Source organism: Nonomuraea deserti (genome assembly GCF_004348685.1).
In the GTDB taxonomy this organism is placed as follows: domain Bacteria; phylum Actinomycetota; class Actinomycetes; order Streptosporangiales; family Streptosporangiaceae; genus Nonomuraea; species Nonomuraea deserti.
In genome coordinates, this window is record NZ_SMKO01000133.1 from 1 (window position 1) to 16,268 (window position 16,268).

Genomic DNA, 16,268 nt, shown 5'->3' on the forward strand with positions numbered 1-16,268 from the left:
GATCTCCGGCAGGCCACCGCTGGCCGTGGCGTGGGTGTTGGTGACCAGGCAGCCCCAGCGGGCGTGCTCGCCCGAACACCGAGCCGCCACCAGCCGTTCGAAGAACGCGGCGATGGCCGGTAGGCCGCGGTCGTCGGCGGCCAGAGCGTCGAACACCGGCCGCGACTGCCGCTCCAGGTAGCGGCCCAGCGCGGCGGCCTGGAGCTGCGCTTTGCCGCCGAAGGTCGCATACAGGCTGGAGCGGCTGAGCCCGGTCGCCTGGACGACGTCGGCGATGCCGGTGACCTCGCTCCCGCGTTGCCAGAACAGGGTCACCACCTGGTCCAGAGTCACGTCGGGATCGAAGTGCTTGACGTCAGGCACCTCGCCACCTCCTATCTTGGAACGACCATTCCAAGATAGGAGGTGGCCATGCCCTGGCGCAACTCCGTGCAGAGATCTTTCAGTTGTCGAGCCGGGACGTGACGCCGGACCACGGCGCTACGCAGAGGGCGGCGGCGCCACTTGCCCGGCCGGCGGCCCAGGACTCCGGGCTGCCGGCACTCCTGCCGGCCGGTGCCGGCACTCCTGCCGGCCGGTGCCGGCCGGTGCGCGGGTACGGCATCGCGGCTACTGGTCCGGCGTTGTGCGCCGCGCGGAGGTCGGCTGCGAGTTCGCACCGGATGCCTTTGGACAGCCCTTCGGCGCAGACGTGGGGCCGGCTGCTCACTTCAGAAGGCGCCGGTGATGCTGATCGGGATCAGGCTCCTCCCTCGGCGAGGTAGTCGGCGGGGTCGTGATGAAGGGGAACTGCAGCTCCTGCCCTTCCCGGTCCGTGAGCCTGCGGGTCCTTGACCGGTTGCGCCACCTGGCGTCCCGAGCGCCGATCGAACGTGATCACCCCATCCGACCGGCAAGGACGCCTTGTGCGCCGAACCGGTGATCTGTTCTGGTCACAGCACCACCCGCCGTTACGGGGCCGACTTGATGTTCTTCATCGTGAAGTTCGACGTGACGCCCCTGACGCCCGGGATCGTCATGACGTACTGGCTAAGGAAGGTCTCGTAGGCGGCCAGGTCGGCGACGGCCACGCGCATGAAGTAGTCGGGGGTGCCGAAGAGGCGGCGCAGCTCGACGACCTCGTCGGCCTGCGCCAGGGTCCGCTCGAAGCGCTCGACGGTCCCCGCGTCCTGCGAGTCGAGGGTGAGGTCGATCAGCACCTCGAAGGACCTCCCCACGGCGGCGGGGTCGATGACGGCCCGGTAGCCGCGGATGACGCCGTCGGCCTCCAGCCGCTGGACGCGTCTCAGGCACGGCCCCGTGGTGAGCCCGACCCGGTGGGCCAGCTCGACATTCGTCAGGCGCCCCTCGCGCTCCAGCTCGCTGATTATTGCTCTGTCTATCGCATCCACAGTGAGAACATTGCACCAAGGCGGGCTTGGCGGGCAACGTCAGCAACCACATGGCGCGCGATCTGCGAGACCATGGAGGGGTGCGACAACACGTTCCCCCGCAGGTCACCACGTCCCTCCCAGCCACCCGGCGGCAGCAGATCGCCGCGGGGGTGCGCGACTCGTTCTCCGCCGGGCTGGGGATCCTCCCGCTGGGGATCGCGCTCGGCCTGATGGTCGTCCAGACCGGCCTGCCCTGGTGGCTGGCCCCCGCCCTGTCGCTGTCCGCGTTCGCCGGCTCCGTGGAACTGCTGGTGGTGGGGATGGCGGCGACGGTCACGCCGCTGGGCGCGATCGCCCTGACCGTCCTGGTGGTCAACTTCCGCCACGTGTTCTACGCCTTCTCCTTCCCGCTGCACGTGGTCAGGCACCCGCTCGCCAAGGCGTACGCCGTCTACGCGATGATCGACGAGGCGTACGCGGTCAACGCCGCCCTGCCCGAGACGGAACGTTCGGCGCCCCGGCTGCTGGCGATGCAGATCGCCTGCGAGGCCTACTGGGTCGGCGGCGGCCTGGCCGGCGTCGCCCTCAGCACGGCGCTGCCCGGCCCGGTCGAAGGCCTGGAGTTCGCCCTGGTCGCCCTGTTCACGGCGCTCGCCCTGGACGCGGTCCGCTCGCGCCGCGAGATCCCTTCCGTGCTGCTCGCCGTGGCGAGCGTCGCGGCCGCGCTCGTGCTGACCCCTGGCGTCGCCCTGTTCACCGCGCTGCTGGTGTTCCTCGCCCTGCTGCTGGCCCGCCACCTGCTCGCCACCCGCCGGGCCCCCGGAAAGGCCGCCGGGGAGGCCGCCGGTGCCTAGCACGCCCTACCTGCTGGCCGTCGTCGCGATCGTGTTCGGCATCACCTTCGCCCTGCGCGCCATGCCCTTCGCGGCGCTGCGCGCGCTCCGCGCGTCGGCGACGGTGCGGCAACTGGCGATGTGGATGCCGGTGGGGATCCTCGCGATCCTCGCCGTCACCGCCCTGCACGGCACCATCACCGCCGAACCACGGGCGACGCTCCACGCGCTGCTCGCCGTCGCCGTCACCGCCGGCACCCACCTCGCCTTCGGCCGCCGCACGATCCTGAGCGTCGGCATCGGCACCACCGTGTACGTCGTCCTCGTCAACGCCTTCTGACGACGCTCGTCAACGCCTTCTGACCCCCGCCGGGGGCCAACGCCTTCTGACCCCCACCGGGGGCCAACGCCTTCTGACCCCCGCCGGGAGCCAACGCCTTCTGTGGCCCCCGGCCGGGGTCAGCGTACGACAGTCGTCTCGTAGGTCTCGATCGAGCCGCCCCCGAGAAGCGCGGTCAGCGCCGCCCCTCCGGCGAAGGCCACGGCCAGCGCCGCCGCTCCCGCGAGAACCCGCCGCCGCCAGGCCCTCGTACGCCCCGGCGCGACCTCCGGAGCGACCTCCGGAGCGGGCGCCGGGGCGGGCGCCGGAGCGGGCGCGGCCGCACCGCCGGCGATCCCGGCGCGGGCGTCCGCCCACGCCCGCACCTGCCCTTCGTCGAGGCCGCAGGCCCGGACGAACGCCACGAGGACCTCGTGGCGTGGCAGCCGGTCCTTGCCGAGCATCGTGGAGGCGGTGGAGGAGGGCAGCGCGTCACCGGCGGCGGACGCGCGGCGTTGGAGCTGCCGGAAGCTGAGGCCCGACCAGGTCTTGAGACGCCGGAGCTCGTGCATGAACGCGGTCTCGCCGGTGGCCGGTCCCGGTGGTGGCGGCGGCGGTGTGATGGTCATGGTTCGCTCCTGTGTCGATCTCCGGATGGTGCCCGGCGCGCTGACCTGGACGTACGGTGTCCCGTACGAACCCGGACACCCGGACATGTTGAGCAGGTCCGGCGGCGCAGGTCAACTGGTGCCTCCCGACTCCTGGAGGTCACATGCGCACCGGTGTGCTGCTGATGCTCGTGCTGGCGATGACCGCGTGCTCCCCCGCCGCCGGCGAACCCCTGGCCGCCTACCTGGCCCGCACGCTGCCCGAAGGTCCCGGCGGCACGGTCGTCACGGCGCGCGGCGACCGGATCGTCCACTGTCAGGGCTTCGGCCTGGCCGACCGCGCCGCCGGGACCCCCGCGACCTGCGACACGGTGTACGACGTCATGTCGATCACCAAGCAGTTCACCGCGGCCGCGATCCTGAAGCTCGAGACGATGGGCAGGCTGCGCACCAGCGACCCGATCAGCGCCCATCTCGGCCCGGTCCCGCCCGGCAAACGCCAGATCACCGTGCATCACCTGCTGACCCACACGGCGGGCCTGCCCGAGGCGCTCGGCGACGACTATGACGTGCTGTCGCGCGAGGACATGCTGGCCGGGGCGCTGGCCTCCGAGCCGCTGTCGGCTCCGGGCGAGCGCTTCCACTACTCCAACCTCGGCTACAGCGTGCTCGCCGCGATCATCGAGAAGGTCTCCGGCCTCGGCTACGAGCGGTTCCTGGCCGAGCACCTGTTCGCCCCCGCCGGAATGACCAGCACCGGGTACGTGCTGCCCCGGTGGGACCGCGGCCAGGTGGCCGTGGAGTACGACGCCCGGGGCGGCAGCAGGGGCCGGCCCTACGACCATCCGTGGGCGTCGGACGGGCCGTACTGGAACCTGCGGGGCAACGGCGGCATCCTGTCCACCGCCCGCGACATGTTCCGCTGGCACCGCGCGCTGACCGGCGGCACCGTCCTGACGGACGGCGCCAAGGAGAAGCTCTTCACCCCGTACGCGCCGATGCCGGATTCGGAGGAGTCGTACGCGTACGGCTGGAGCGTGCTCGACACCGGCGACGGCCGGATCGCCTGGCACGACGGGGGCAACTCGTGGTCGCTGGCGACCTACGCCAGGTCCTTGAACGACGGCGTGATGACGTTCTGGGTCAGCAACCACGCCTACCGGGACTCCCGGTGGAACCTCGAGGACCTGGAGCCGGATCTGACGCTGGGCCTCCTGGACCGCGCCCGCTCCGCCGCGGGCTGAAGGCCCCGGCGCCGTCCTTGCCTGCGGCCCGCGCGTCACCACCTGCGGCCCGCGCGTCACCACCTGCAGCCCGCCTGTCACCACCTGCGGCCCGTCCGTCACCGCCTGACGACCCGCCCGCGCGCCCGATCGGCCCGGCCGGTCGCTCGCGCCGCGGGGGCCGGGCGGGCGGTCACGCACCCCGGCTTCCCAGGGTGCGCCGGGCGTGGTCGAGCAGCCCCGGCTGGCCGGTTACCGGGGCCGGCACTGTTCGCCGGTGAGCAGGTTCGCGGTGGCGTTGGTGATGACGGTGTCGAGCCTGCCCCGGGCGCTCACCAGATCGCCGATCTGCCGGTCGATACGGTCCCGTTCGGCCGAGAGCCGGTCGAGCAGCTCCGGCGTGGCCTCACCGTCCACGACGCACGGCAGCAGGGCCAGGATCGACTTGCTCGGCAGCCCCGCGGCGTACAGCTGCTGGATCAGCCGGACCTGGTCGACCGCGCTGTCCGCGTAGTGTCGCTGGCCGCTGGGGCTGCGTTCGGAGGTGAGCAGGTGCTGCTCCTCGTAGTAGCGCAGTGCCCGGACGCTGACGCCTGCCCTCGTGGCGAGCTCGCCGATACGCATCATGTCTCCCCGATGTGACCCGGACCACGCCGCGCACTCTTGCCTCTGACGTCAGCGTCAGGTTTTAGCGTAGCCGCACCAACCGCGAAACAGCCGGAGAGGACGATCCCTTTTATGACCAGATCAGCCGCGGCGACCACGGACGTGGCCGTCTCCGCACCCGCTCCCGTCATCTCGGTGAAGCCGGTCGTGCTGCCGGCGCCGGGCCGTGGTGAAGACCTGCGCGTCAAGGTGTCCGCGCCGGCGACCGGGCGCCAACTGCCGATCATCGTGTTCTCCCACGGCTTCGGCTCGTCCTTGGACGGCTACGGCCCCTTGGCCGACTTCTGGGCGGCGCACGGCTTCGCCGTCATCCAGCCCACCCATCTCGATTCGAGGACGGTGGGTCTTTCTCCGGACGATCCCCGTACACCGCGGATGTGGCGTTTCCGGGTGGGGGACGTGAAGCTCGTCCTCGATCGGCTCGACCGCCTGGAGGCCGCCGTGCCCGGCCTCGCCGGGCGCCTCGACCGGAGCCGCATCGCCGCGGCCGGACACTCCTTCGGCGGCCAGACGGCGGGCGTCCTGCTGGGCCTGCGCGTACGCGATCCGGAGAGCGGGAGGAGCGAGGACCTGTCCGACTCGCGCGTGAAAGCGGGTGTGCTGCTGGCCACGGCCGGACGCGGCGGTGCCGACCTGACACCGTTCGCGGCCGATAACTTCCCGTGGCTGAAGGACCCGAGCTTCGCGGACATGACCACGCCGGCACTCGTGGTCGCGGGAGATCGGGACGATCTCCCGCTGAGCGTTCGGGGACCGGGCTGGTGCACCGACCCGTATTTCCTGAGTCCCGGCAGCAAGAGCCTGCTCACGCTGTTCGGGGCGGAACACTCGCTCGGCGGGATCCCCGGCTACGAGGTCAGCGAGACGACGGACGAGAACCCCGAACGCGTCGCTCTCATCCAGCGGCTCACCTGGGCCTACCTTCGGGACGCACTCGACATCGAGGCTTCCGCCTGGGCGGCGGCGCGGAGGGGCCTGTCGGAGAGGGACCATCCACTGGGCCGGCTGGAATCCAAGTGAGCCGGACGAGGCCTGCTACCCACCGTGAACCTGCCGATATGGTGCACCGGTGGACAGTGTGGAGAGCCTCGTCATCGCCAAACGACTGCGCGTCCCCATCGACGACGCCCCCACCGGCGGCACCCTCTCTCCCGCACGACGACCCGGACGCCTCGCTCGGCCTCTGCCGCGACCTCCCCGGCTTCCGCGACGGCGCGGGTCACGACCGCGCCTCCCGCGATCCCGCGGGCGACCGAGTCCGCGTCCGGGAACCGCGCTGAGCCGGCCCGCCGTGCGCGATGCCGCGTTCTGAGGTTTCTTCCGCGCTCCGGCGTCTCGTCCCCACCGCCTACCGGCCGGTGCTCGCCAACCGGGTGTTCCGGCGGCTGATCCTCGGCTTCGCGGTCTCGTACCTGGGGGACGGGATGAGCTTCGTCGCGGTGGCGTGGCTCGCCATCGAGCTCGCGCCGCAGGCGAGCGCCGGGTTGTGGGTCGGCGGCGCGGTGGCCGCGTACACGATGCCGGGCGTGGTCGGCGCGCTGGTGCTCGGCCGCCGCATGCGCCGGGTGCCGGCCAGGCGGGTGCTGCTCGCCGACAACGTGGTGCGCGGCGTGTTCCTCGGCGCCGTGCCGCTCGCCTGGTTCGCGGGGCTGCTCAGCCTGCCGCTGTACGTCGTGCTGCTCGCGGTCTCGTCCCTGCTGCACGCGTGGGGCAGCGCGGGCAAGTACACCCTGCTGGCCGAGCTGCTGCCGGGCGAGCAGCGGCTCGCCGCGAACACCCTCGTCAGCTCGCTCAACTTCGCCGCCACGATCGCCGGCCCGGCGGTCGCTGGTGTGCTGGTGACGTACGTCGGCTCCGCGCTCGTCCTCGGCCTGGACGCTCTCACCTACGTCTTCCTCGCCGTGCTCGTCCTGCGCACCCGGCTCCCGGAGTCGGGGCACGTCTCCCCCGTCGACCGTACGGCCGCCCGCGGCGGGCTCGCGTTGCTGCGGTCCCGTCCCGAGCTGCTCGGGCTGCTGACACTCACCTGGTTCTTCAACCTGCTGTACGGCCCGGTCGAGGTGGCCCTGCCGCTCCACGTGACCCACGACCTGCGCGCGCCGGGCACGCTGCTCGGCCTCTACTGGATGGTGTTCGGCGTCGGCGCGGTGCTCGGCGCGCTCGCGGTCGGCACGCTGCGGCGGCTGCCGCTGTGGCCCGTGACGGTCGCCATCGTGCTCGGCTGGGGGTTCCTGCTGCTGCCGTTCGCCTTCGACGTGCCGGCGGCCGTGACCGTCGCGTGTTTCGGGCTCGGCGGCGCGATCTACGGGCCGTTCGTGGCACTGTCGGTGACGCTCATGCAGGCGAAGTCGTCACCGGAGCACCTGGCCGCGATGCTCGCCGCCCGCAGCGCGGCGCTGCTCACCGCCTCGCCGCTCGGCACGGCGCTGGGCGGGCCGGTGACGACGGCGCTGGGCCCGCGGGCGACGCTAGGCGTCTCGGGACTCGCCACCGTGGTGCTCGGCGTCATGGCGTGCGTCCTGCTGCTGGCCAGGCGCTGGAGCCGGTGAGCCCGGCGGTCGAGCCGAGGAGGGTTGGCAGAGGTCCCCCCGGCTCGATTGCGCGCGCCGCCTAGCCGGCCTTGTGCCTGGCCGCTGCGGTACGGTCGGGCGCGACCATGACGGTGACCCGGTGAACCAGCCATTCCAGCGGCCCGCGCCGGATCCACCGCAACCACAGCGGGGAGACGACGAAGGCGAAGACGGCCATGCCGGCGAACAGGGTGAAGGCGTAGGGCGGGTCGCCGGCCACCCGCTCGATGAAGACCTGGTGGGCGGCGTACCACGTCAGCGCCAGGCTCCCGGCGGCGGTCAGCGGCCGCAGGGCCGGCTGCCAGCCGGGCCGCTCCAGCAGGGTGACGAGCCCGGCCAGCAGCAGCAGCAGCCCGACCCCGGTCATCATCGGCGCCATGGGGATGCTCAGCGCGTACAGCTGGTGCGGCGGCAGGGTCAGCACCGACGCCCACGGCTGCACCATCGGCCCGCCGGTGGACTCCATCATCGCCGCCAGCGCCCGCTCGGCCCCCAGGGGGACGAGCGCCACCCACGACACCAGCCAGCTGGCGGCCACGAGCAGGGCGCCGCAGCAGGCCATCTTGCCGCGCACGGCCGGGCTGCGCAGGTCGAGCCGGCCGATGGCCAGCCCGGCCAGCAGCAGCGGGATCGCGTACGGCGTCTGGAAACCGCCGCCCAACAGCAGCTGGTGGCCTTTGGCCAGCCAGTCCTGCGGGTTGAGCAGCAGCGTCAGGCCGAAGGCCGGCTCGGCGCCTGCGGTGTTCATCGGGGAGATGGCCCAGGTGCGGCCGTAGTTCAGCACGACGAAGCAGAAGGCGGGCAGCGCGGCCCCGAGGACGCCGGCGGCGGCCAGGAGCGTGCCCGGGCGCAGCCGCACCAGCGGTATCAGCACCAGCAGCCACACGGCGTAGAACTCGAGGATCGACAGGTTCATGCCGGACAGCTGGTCCACACACAGGCTGATCAGCAGCAGCATGGCCGCGCGGATCGCGAGCCGCTTCCTGGCCGTCGCCAGCCGGTCGCCGTCCAGGGGCGCGGGCCCACCGGTCATCAGCGCCACCGAGATGCCGGCCATCAGCACGAACAGGCTCATCGACCGGCCCGAGACGGCGTGCTGGACCCACTCCAGCGCCGCTGGGGTGTCCCGCGCGGGGGCCGGGCTCAGCCATCCGGTCGGGCTGACGTGCATGTACACCATGCCGACGATGGCCAGCGCCCGCACGGCGTCCAGACCCGGCAGCCGCCTTCGCGGGGGCCGGGATCGGTTCGTCGGCCGGGCGCCCGGCGGGGCGTCATGGGGAACGTCCACGGGATGGTTCATTTCAGGTCGGCCTCCCAAGGCGGGGACATGGTCCCGGCTTTCTCCGGGCGAACGTTTCGATGTCTTCTTGAATGCGTCACGGATTTTCTCCGCGGAGGGTCCGCGACTTATCGGCCGGGGCGGCCGGCCGCGCGGTTTCCGGGCACCGCACCGGCCATGACGCGCAGGCCGGGACAGAACGCGGCGCCCTGACGGAGCTCCATGCCGTTCACCGTAAAGGCGGTGGCCGTCGATTCATTTCAGCTTTCACATCGAAATGCCAGCGGTAATCCATAGGTCTTGTAACAATGCGCGGCAGGTATTATCTGCGGCATGTCGCCGAGAAAAGCGTTCGCCGTCGCGGGAGCCGTGCTGTGCGCTCTCGCCCTGGCCGGATCGGCCGCCGTGGCCGGGTGCGGGATCGATCCGCGGGTGCGTGTGGAGGGGCAGGCCAGCCATGACCGGGCCTCGCCCGCGCCGGCGCAGACGGCCGCCGGCACGCCGTCCGACCTCGACGGGCTGCAGGTGTTGCGGGAGGATCCACGGCTGGGCACGCAGGCCACGTCCGCGATCAGGCGGTGCGAGCACGGCCGGTTCCCCGTCTACTCCGAGGAGATCTCCCTGTCGGGCGACTGGGGGCACGTCCGCCTGGTGGCCGTCACCGTCTACACCTGCCCGGGCCGGAGTTGCGGATATGAGGGCACCCGTGGCACCTACGTCTACCGTCTCTCCGGAGATCGGCCGGGCGAGCGCGTCTACGCCCACGAGGGCGCGGGCAGCCGCGTCGAGGTCCGCGACGCGGCCCTGGTCCTGGTGCGGCCGGAATACCGGCCGGGTGATGCCGCCTCCTGCCCGACCGCGACGCGGACGACGCCGCTGCGCTGGAGCGGCCGCACGCTCGTCCTCGACGGCGCGTGAGACGACACGAGAGGAGAACGGGGGACTTCATGGACGCCACCGAGACCCCGCACGTGCTGTTCGTCGAGGACGACGAGGTGATCAGGGAAGTGACCCAGCTGACCCTCGAACGCGACGGCCTGACGGTCACGACCGCCGCCGACGGGATGGCCGGCCTGGAGTCCTTCCGCGCCCGCACCCCCGACGTGGTGCTGCTGGACGTGATGCTGCCGGGCATGAACGGAGTGAGCCTGTGCCGGCGCATCCGCGAGGAGAGCCTCGTCCCGGTGATCATGCTGTCGGCCCGGGACGACGCCGTCGACGTGGTCGTCGGGCTGGAGGCCGGCGCCGACGACTACGTGACCAAGCCCTTCGACGGCTCGGTGCTGCTGGCCCGCATCCGCGCGGTGCTGCGCCGCAGCGCTCAGGGCGGCGCTCCAGCGGGGCGGCGCGCCCGCCCGCTGCGTTTCGGCGATGTGGAGATCGACGTCGACGGCATGCGGGTGCTGCGCGGCGGCAGGCCGGTGGCGCTCACCCCGACCGAGATGCGGCTGCTGCTGCGCTTCGCCGAGTCGCCCGGCACGGTGCTCAGCAGGGACGTGCTGCTGGAAAGCGTCTGGGACTACGCCTACGGCGGCGACTCCCGGCTGGCCGACATCCACGTGCAGCGGCTGCGCAACAAGATCGGCGGCGAGCGCATCGAGACGGTGCGCGGCTTCGGCTACAAGCTGCGCGCGGAGGGCGAGTGAGGCTGCGGCGGGCGGCGGGGCCACGGCGGATGAGCCTGCGCTGGAAGATCAGTGCCACGGTCGCCGCGGTCAGCGTCGTCGTGGCGGTGGCGCTAAGCTTCATCGTCCATCTCGCCTACGCCCGCAAGCAGGCCGACGACGCCCACCGCCTGCAGGCCGACCGCATCCAGCTGCTGCTGCGCGAATATCACCGCGGCAGCCAGCCGGCCTTCGGCAGCCGGCTGGACGACCCGGCCGTGCCCGCGGACCTGCGCGCGGCGGTGCGGGACGGGAAGGTCGCCACCGCGCTGCGCCAGACCTCCGAGGGCACCTTCGTCTGGGCGGCGGCCGGCACCGGCGACCACGTGCTGTCCCTGCGCTCCGACTACCGGCACAGCCTCGACGACCTGGCCGCGCTCGACCGGGTCCTGCTGCTGGGCTCGGCCGTGGTCGTCGCCGGCGGCACCCTGGCCGGGATCGTCATCGGCGCGCGCCTGTCGGACCGGCTGCGCCGGGCGGCGACCGCCGCCCGCCACGTCAGCGCCGGCGACCCCACCGTCCGGGTGGGCGCGGCGATCGGCGGCCGCTCCCACGACGAGGCCACCGAGCTCGCCCACGCCGTCGACGCGATGGCCGGCGCCCTGCGGGCCCGCCTGGAAGCCGAACGCCGGGTCACCGCCGACATCGCCCACGAGCTGCGCACCCCGCTCACCGGCCTCACCACCGCCGCCGAGCTCCTGCCGCCCGGCAGGATGACCGACATCGTGCAGGAGCGCACCCAGGCCCTGCGCGCCCTCGTCGAGGACGTGCTGGAGGTGGCCCGCCTGGACACCGCCACGGAACGCCCCGCCCTGTCCGACGTCGCTCTCGGGGAGTTCACCACGCACCGCGCGGCGGCGCTCGCCCCGGACGCGCGGGTCCTGGTCCGCACCGGCGCCGTCGTGGCCACCGACCCGCGCCGCCTGGAGCGCATCCTGGCCAACCTGCTCACCAACGCCACCCGGCACGGCCGGCCGCCGATCACCGTGGTGGTCGACGGAGCTCGCCTCACCGTCCACGACCGCGGCCCAGGCTTCCCCGGCCATCTGCTGCGCGACGGGCCGGCGCGTTTCCGCAAGGGCGGCGACCGGACCGCCGCGGGCCACGGCCTGGGCCTGACCATCGCCGCCGGCCAGGCCGGCGTGCTGGGCGCCCGGCTCACCTTCGCCAACCCGCCGGAAGGCGGCGCGCTGGCCACGCTCGACCTCGCCCCCGCCGCCGGCGGGGACCCCCATCCGTGATATGATCATTTTGTCATGAACGCTCATGACACTTCCCAGCCTCACGTGGTGCTCGCAGGCGACCCCGGCGGCGCCGCGCGTTTCGTGGCGGCCATGAACGCCCGTGACCCCCAGGCTTTCGGCCACGTCTACGAAGACGACGCCGTCCTCGTGCCGGTCCCCGGCCATCCCGTCACCGGCGCCGGCCGCCTGGCCGCCAACCAGCACCTGCAGAGCTTCGGCCTGCCGATCGAGGCGCGCCCGCGGCACGTCTACGTCGCCGGCGACATCGCCCTGCTCATCGTCGACTGGTCGATGCGGGGCACCGCCGGGGACGGCAGCGAGATCGACATGTCCGGCACCGCCACCGACGTCGTCCGGCGCGGCCCCGACGGCCGGTGGCGCTACGTCATCGACAACCCCCACGGCACGGCCTCGCTCCCGGAGACCTGATCGGGCCTGGTAAGCGAGGGCTCAGCGGCCGGTGAGCTCGGCGCGGTCGACCTTCCCGGTCGGGTTGCGCGGGACGGACGGCACGAACACGACGTCGCGGGGCACCTTGAAACCCGCGAGTTCCGCCTTCACCGCGCTCTTGAGCTCGTCGGCCGACAGCGTGACGCCCTCCTCGGCGACCACGTACGCCGCCAGCCGCCGGCCGTACTCCTCGTCGGGCACGCCCAGCACCGCCACGTCGGCGACGCCAGGCAGGCGGGCCAGGAGGTTCTCGACCTCCTGCGGGAAGACGTTCTCCCCGCCGGAGACGATCATGTCGTCGTCGCGGCCGTCGACGAACAGCAGCCCCCGCCCGTCCCGGTGACCCAGGTCGCCGGTGCTCATCAGCTCGCCCGCCCGCGCGCCGAACGCCAGCCCGCCGCCGACCAGGACCCGCCCCATCTCGCCTGCCGGCAGCTCCTCCCCGTCCGGTCCCGCGATCCGCACGGTGGCGCCGCGCGGCGGGCGGCCGATGGTGTCAGGGGCCTCCCGCAGGTCCTCGGGCGTGGCGAGGGCGGCCCAGCCGGCCTCGGTGGAGCCGTACAGGTTGTAGAGCACGTCGCCGTAGGCGTCCATGAACGCGGTGGCCAGGTCGGGCCGCAGCGCGGCGCCGCCGGAGACCACCACCCGCAGGCCGGGCAGGTCGCGGGGCTCGCGGGCCAGCAGCCGGGACAGCATGGCGGGCACGGCCACCAGCGCGCCGGCCCGGTGCCGCTCCAGGGCGTCGAGCACGGCGTCGGGGTCGAAACGGCGCATCAGGACGACGGGGCATCCGAGCACGAGCGCGACCGCGTACCAGAGGATGCCGAGCCCGTGGAACAGCGGCGGCGCGATGAGCATCGGCTCGCCGCCGCGCACCGGCACGGTGGCCAGCATCGAGACGAACGGCTCGGCCAGCTCCGCCACCGACAGCCGCCGGGGCGCGCCCTTGGGCAGGCCGGTCGTGCCCGAGGTGAGCAGCACCAGCCGTCCCGGCCGCCGCGGCACCGGAGCGGGCGGGGCGCCGGAGCTCATGAGCTCGTCGAGGTCGCCGGCCCGCTGCCCGGCGAAGTCCACCGGCGGCAGGCCGGGCGCGGCGACGAGCACGTCGGCCTGTTCGCGGCGCAGCACGTCGCGCAGGGCCGGGCCGGCCAGCCCGGTGTTGAGCAGCAGCAGGTCCGCGCCCAGCCGGGAGACGGCGGCGACCGCCTCCGCGAACCCGCGGTCGTTGGGCCACATGACCGCCACCGTCGTCCCCGGCTCCACGCCGAGCCGGTGGTGCAGGCCGGCGGCCAGCGCGGCGGCGCGCTCGTCCAGCGCGGCGAACGTGAGCGCGCCGCCCTCGTCCACCACGGCCTGCCGGTCCGGCCAGCGCGCCGCCGCCATCGCCACCCCGGCGGCCGGGGTCACGTGGAAATACCGGTACGCCTCCACCACCCGGGCGAGCGCGGCCGGATGGGTCGGTCGCAGCAACCCGTTGCGGGTGAGGGCGACGGCGGCCTGCGCGCCGAACCCGCCCAGCTCGACCACTTTCTCGATCATCGCCGTACCCCAGGCCTTTCTCTCGCGGGAGGAGGTACGCGTACCCGCTCAGCCTGGCCGGGAACCCGCGGTGCCACGATCAGTCGCCGCCGGGGCCCGCCCCGCCCGCACGCCGGTCCCGATGTCGCGGCGTGAGCACGCACCCGGCGCTTGACACCGCGCGGGCGGCACGGTTGTAATGCTCGACGTGTCGTGTGACGCCGCCAGGTGGACGGCGGCGGGTGGGCGGCACCTGACACCCGGGGGTTGATCTCTATGTTCACGGGCCTCACCTGATCCTCTCGCGCCCCGCGTGACGTCTCCGTGCCCCTGACGGCGCCCGGCGCCCGGCACGGACCCGCATGTGCCTCCCCCGGCTCATCCCCGCGTGCCCGCGGCACCGATGCCGCCGCCACGCCGTGCCCACCCACGCTCGTCCACCTGATCGAAGGGATCCTTCGTGCAGCTCGCACACGTCTCCATCACGCCCGAAGCCAGGGCCGCCGTACGCACCCAGCTGGGCACGCTGTTCACCGACCCGCCCACGCTCGACGCCGACGCCGACGTGACCCCCGTCCTGCCGCGGACCGGCGGCGTCCCCGGCATGTGGGTCACCGCACCCGGCGCGAAGCCCGAGGCGGGCGTCACGATCTACGTGCACGGCGGGGGCTTCTCCCACAGCAACCCGGCCATGGAGCAGATCATGGCCCACCGCCTCTCCCAGGCGACGGGCCGCCCCGCCTTCGCCGCCGACTACCGGCTCGCGCCGGCCCACCCCTACCCCGCGGCCGTCGATGACGTGGTGGCCGTCCACCGGAGCCTGCTCGCCCAGGACGTGCCCGCCGGGCGGATCCTGCTCGCCGGCGAGTCGGCCGGCGGGACGTTGCTGCTGTCGGCGCTCCTGGTGCTCGCCGCGGCCGGCGACTCCCTGCCCGCGGGCGCCGTGGCGGTCTCCCCCATCACCGACTTCACGGACTCGAGCCCGTCCATCCGCACCAACAAGGGCCTCGACCTCATCGACCCGGCCATCATGGGCTCCATCGGCGAGCAGTATCTCGCGGGGGCGCGCCCCGACCAGGCGCCGCAGTCGCCGCTCTACGGCGACCTGCGCGGGCTGCCGCCCCTCCTGATCGTCGCGGGCGGCGACGAGGTGCTCCTCGACGACTCCCGGCGCTTCGCCGAGGCCGCCTCCGCCGCCGGCGTCGACACGGCGCTCGACGTCTACGACGGCATGCCGCACGCGTTCCACGCGGTGGTGTTGTCGCCGGACGACGCTCACCTGCCGACGGCGACGACGTTCCTGCGGCGGGTGGCGGACTGGACGGCCCGGCTCCCGGTCACGTGACCTCCGCGTCCCGCCCCGGTCACTGCTGGCCGGGGCTGCGGGCCGGGGCCGGGGCGGGACGTGCGGCGCCGTCGGCGAAGCGGCCGGGGCGGAACGGCGACAGCAGCGAGGACTCCTCCCCGAACAGCTCGCCCGCCACCTCGTCCATCAGCAGCGGCGCCAGCGTCACCCCGCTGTGCGTGGCCACCGTGTACACGCGCCGCCCGGCGTCGGCGAAGCCGGCCACGGTGAGCCCGTCGCCCGGCATCGCCCGCTGGCCGACGACCGCCCGCTCCGCCGTGGCGCCCTCGGTGGCGCGCAGCACCTTCGGCAGCAGGCCGAGCATCTCGTCGACGACCTCTCCCGGCACCGGCAGCGCCGGGTCGGCCAGCCCGTCCAGCCGCAGCGCCTGCAGCAGCACCCGGCCGCCGCCGTCGGGGCGCAGGTTGAGCCCGTCGGTGGTGAGCACCCGGGACAGCCGGGCCGGCACCGGCGACGTGGTGACCAGGAACCCGTTGGTGACCGTCCCGGACACGGCCGGATCCAGCATGGGCACGTCCACCCCGGCCAGCGCGGCCACCCGCTGCGTCCAGCGGCCCGCGCACGTGACCACCACGTCGCCGGCGAACGTGCGCCCGTCGGCCAGCGTCACCTTGACGCCCGCAGGGGACGTCTCCACGGCCGTGACCTCGGCCCCGCACTCGACCACCGCACCACGGTCGCGGGCCTCGCCGAGCAGCCGGCCGAGCAGCCGCAGCGGCAGCACGTACGCCTCGCAGGGGAAGAACACGTACTCGGCGCCCCCGGGCGGCGGCACCAGGTCGGGCTCCAGCGCCCGCGCCCGCCGGGCGGTCACCCGCTCGACGGGGTAGCCCATGGCCAGCAGCCGCGCCACGCGCTCCTCCAGCAGGCCCTTGTGCCCGTCGGTGACCGCGCACTCGAGGTTGCCCGTGGGGAAGTGCCAGTCGCCGGGCAGCTGGTGGTGCGCCCAGACGGCGGCGTGGTTGAGGTCGAAGTACTCCTTCGGGGTCTTGTTGTTGGCGTTGACCCAGGCGACCGAGGTGGACGTCGTACCGGAGCCCGGGGTCCGGGCCTCCAGGACGGTGACCTGCGCGCCGCGCCGGGTCAGGCCGGCCGCGACCGCGGCTCCGACCACCCCCGCACCGATGACGACGACTCGCACAGTGGCTCCTC

General features: G+C 73.5%; 17 protein-coding genes. 10 read left to right on the forward strand and 7 right to left on the reverse strand.

What is annotated here, in order from left to right:
* The coding region (locus E1292_RS34485; protein WP_132600977.1) for a TetR/AcrR family transcriptional regulator at window positions 1–363 on the reverse strand (363 nt) is incomplete at its 3' end.
* 587 nt (window positions 364–950) lie between these two features.
* Window positions 951–1,391, reverse strand: coding sequence for an Lrp/AsnC family transcriptional regulator (locus E1292_RS34490; protein WP_132600980.1), 441 nt, complete (start codon window positions 1,389–1,391; stop codon window positions 951–953).
* Window positions 1,392–1,471: 80 nt separating this feature from the next.
* Here E1292_RS34490 and E1292_RS34495 point away from each other — a divergent pair, with 80 nt between their 5' ends.
* Window positions 1,472–2,227 (forward strand): AzlC family ABC transporter permease, encoded by a 756-nt coding sequence (locus tag E1292_RS34495; RefSeq protein ID WP_220447207.1) that lies wholly within the window; start codon window positions 1,472–1,474, stop codon window positions 2,225–2,227.
* Window positions 2,220–2,546 (forward strand): branched-chain amino acid transporter permease, encoded by a 327-nt coding sequence (locus E1292_RS34500; RefSeq protein WP_132600983.1) that lies wholly within the window; start codon window positions 2,220–2,222, stop codon window positions 2,544–2,546. The genes E1292_RS34495 and E1292_RS34500 overlap by 8 nt, the downstream gene beginning before the upstream one ends.
* A 119-nt stretch (window positions 2,547–2,665) precedes the next feature.
* Here the strand turns inward: E1292_RS34500 and E1292_RS34505 are convergent, their stop codons facing one another.
* On the reverse strand, window positions 2,666–3,154 hold the full coding sequence (locus E1292_RS34505; RefSeq protein WP_132600986.1) for a helix-turn-helix domain-containing protein: 489 nt from the start codon (window positions 3,152–3,154) through the stop codon (window positions 2,666–2,668).
* Window positions 3,155–3,297: 143 nt separating this feature from the next.
* Here E1292_RS34505 and E1292_RS34510 point away from each other — a divergent pair, with 143 nt between their 5' ends.
* Entirely contained in the window at window positions 3,298–4,377 is a 1,080-nt protein-coding gene (locus tag E1292_RS34510) for a serine hydrolase domain-containing protein (protein WP_181958340.1), read from the forward strand.
* Between the two features lie 231 nt (window positions 4,378–4,608).
* On the opposite strand, the gene E1292_RS34515 is transcribed toward E1292_RS34510, so the two are convergent.
* Window positions 4,609–4,980, reverse strand: a complete 372-nt coding sequence (locus E1292_RS34515; RefSeq protein WP_132601047.1) for a MerR family transcriptional regulator — start codon at window positions 4,978–4,980, stop codon at window positions 4,609–4,611.
* A gap of 114 nt (window positions 4,981–5,094) precedes the next feature.
* Here E1292_RS34515 and E1292_RS34520 point away from each other — a divergent pair, with 114 nt between their 5' ends.
* Window positions 5,095–6,042 carry an alpha/beta hydrolase family protein gene (locus E1292_RS34520; RefSeq protein WP_132600989.1) on the forward strand — a complete coding sequence of 316 codons (948 nt, stop codon included), beginning with the start codon at window positions 5,095–5,097 and terminating at the stop codon, window positions 6,040–6,042.
* A gap of 278 nt (window positions 6,043–6,320) precedes the next feature.
* Window positions 6,321–7,571 carry an MFS transporter gene (locus tag E1292_RS34525; protein ID WP_132600992.1) on the forward strand — a complete coding sequence of 417 codons (1,251 nt, stop codon included), beginning with the start codon at window positions 6,321–6,323 and terminating at the stop codon, window positions 7,569–7,571.
* A 61-nt stretch (window positions 7,572–7,632) separates the two neighbouring features.
* Here the strand turns inward: E1292_RS34525 and E1292_RS34530 are convergent, their stop codons facing one another.
* Window positions 7,633–8,883, reverse strand: coding sequence for a DUF418 domain-containing protein (locus tag E1292_RS34530; RefSeq protein WP_165974887.1), 1,251 nt, complete (start codon window positions 8,881–8,883; stop codon window positions 7,633–7,635).
* Window positions 8,884–9,207: 324 nt separating this feature from the next.
* Here E1292_RS34530 and E1292_RS34535 point away from each other — a divergent pair, with 324 nt between their 5' ends.
* Genes E1292_RS34535 through E1292_RS34550 form a run of 4 tightly spaced genes read left to right on the forward strand, consistent with a single transcriptional unit; the run spans window position 9,208 to window position 12,211 of the window.
* Window positions 9,208–9,792 carry a hypothetical protein gene (locus E1292_RS34535; RefSeq protein ID WP_132600998.1) on the forward strand — a complete coding sequence of 195 codons (585 nt, stop codon included), beginning with the start codon at window positions 9,208–9,210 and terminating at the stop codon, window positions 9,790–9,792.
* A gap of 29 nt (window positions 9,793–9,821) precedes the next feature.
* Window positions 9,822–10,520 (forward strand): two-component system response regulator CseB, encoded by a 699-nt coding sequence (gene cseB / locus E1292_RS34540; RefSeq protein WP_132601001.1) that lies wholly within the window; start codon window positions 9,822–9,824, stop codon window positions 10,518–10,520.
* Complete coding sequence (locus E1292_RS34545) at window positions 10,517–11,779, forward strand: sensor histidine kinase (RefSeq protein ID WP_246090531.1); 1,263 nt, start codon at window positions 10,517–10,519, stop codon at window positions 11,777–11,779. Before cseB ends, E1292_RS34545 begins: the two co-directional genes overlap by 4 nt.
* A gap of 15 nt (window positions 11,780–11,794) precedes the next feature.
* Complete coding sequence (locus E1292_RS34550; protein WP_132601004.1) at window positions 11,795–12,211, forward strand: YybH family protein; 417 nt, start codon at window positions 11,795–11,797, stop codon at window positions 12,209–12,211.
* A 21-nt stretch (window positions 12,212–12,232) separates the two neighbouring features.
* Here the strand turns inward: E1292_RS34550 and E1292_RS34555 are convergent, their stop codons facing one another.
* Window positions 12,233–13,771, reverse strand: coding sequence for an AMP-binding protein (locus tag E1292_RS34555; protein WP_132601007.1), 1,539 nt, complete (start codon window positions 13,769–13,771; stop codon window positions 12,233–12,235).
* A gap of 439 nt (window positions 13,772–14,210) precedes the next feature.
* Between E1292_RS34555 and E1292_RS34560 the strand changes: the two genes are divergently transcribed.
* The gene (locus tag E1292_RS34560; RefSeq protein ID WP_246090532.1) at window positions 14,211–15,095 is read left to right on the forward strand and encodes an alpha/beta hydrolase; all 885 of its coding nucleotides are present in this window, start codon (window positions 14,211–14,213) and stop codon (window positions 15,093–15,095) included.
* A gap of 19 nt (window positions 15,096–15,114) precedes the next feature.
* Here E1292_RS34560 and E1292_RS34565 read toward each other — a convergent pair whose 3' ends face one another.
* Window positions 15,115–16,257, reverse strand: coding sequence for an NAD(P)/FAD-dependent oxidoreductase (locus tag E1292_RS34565; protein ID WP_132601010.1), 1,143 nt, complete (start codon window positions 16,255–16,257; stop codon window positions 15,115–15,117).
* Window positions 16,258–16,268: the final 11 nt, after the last annotated feature.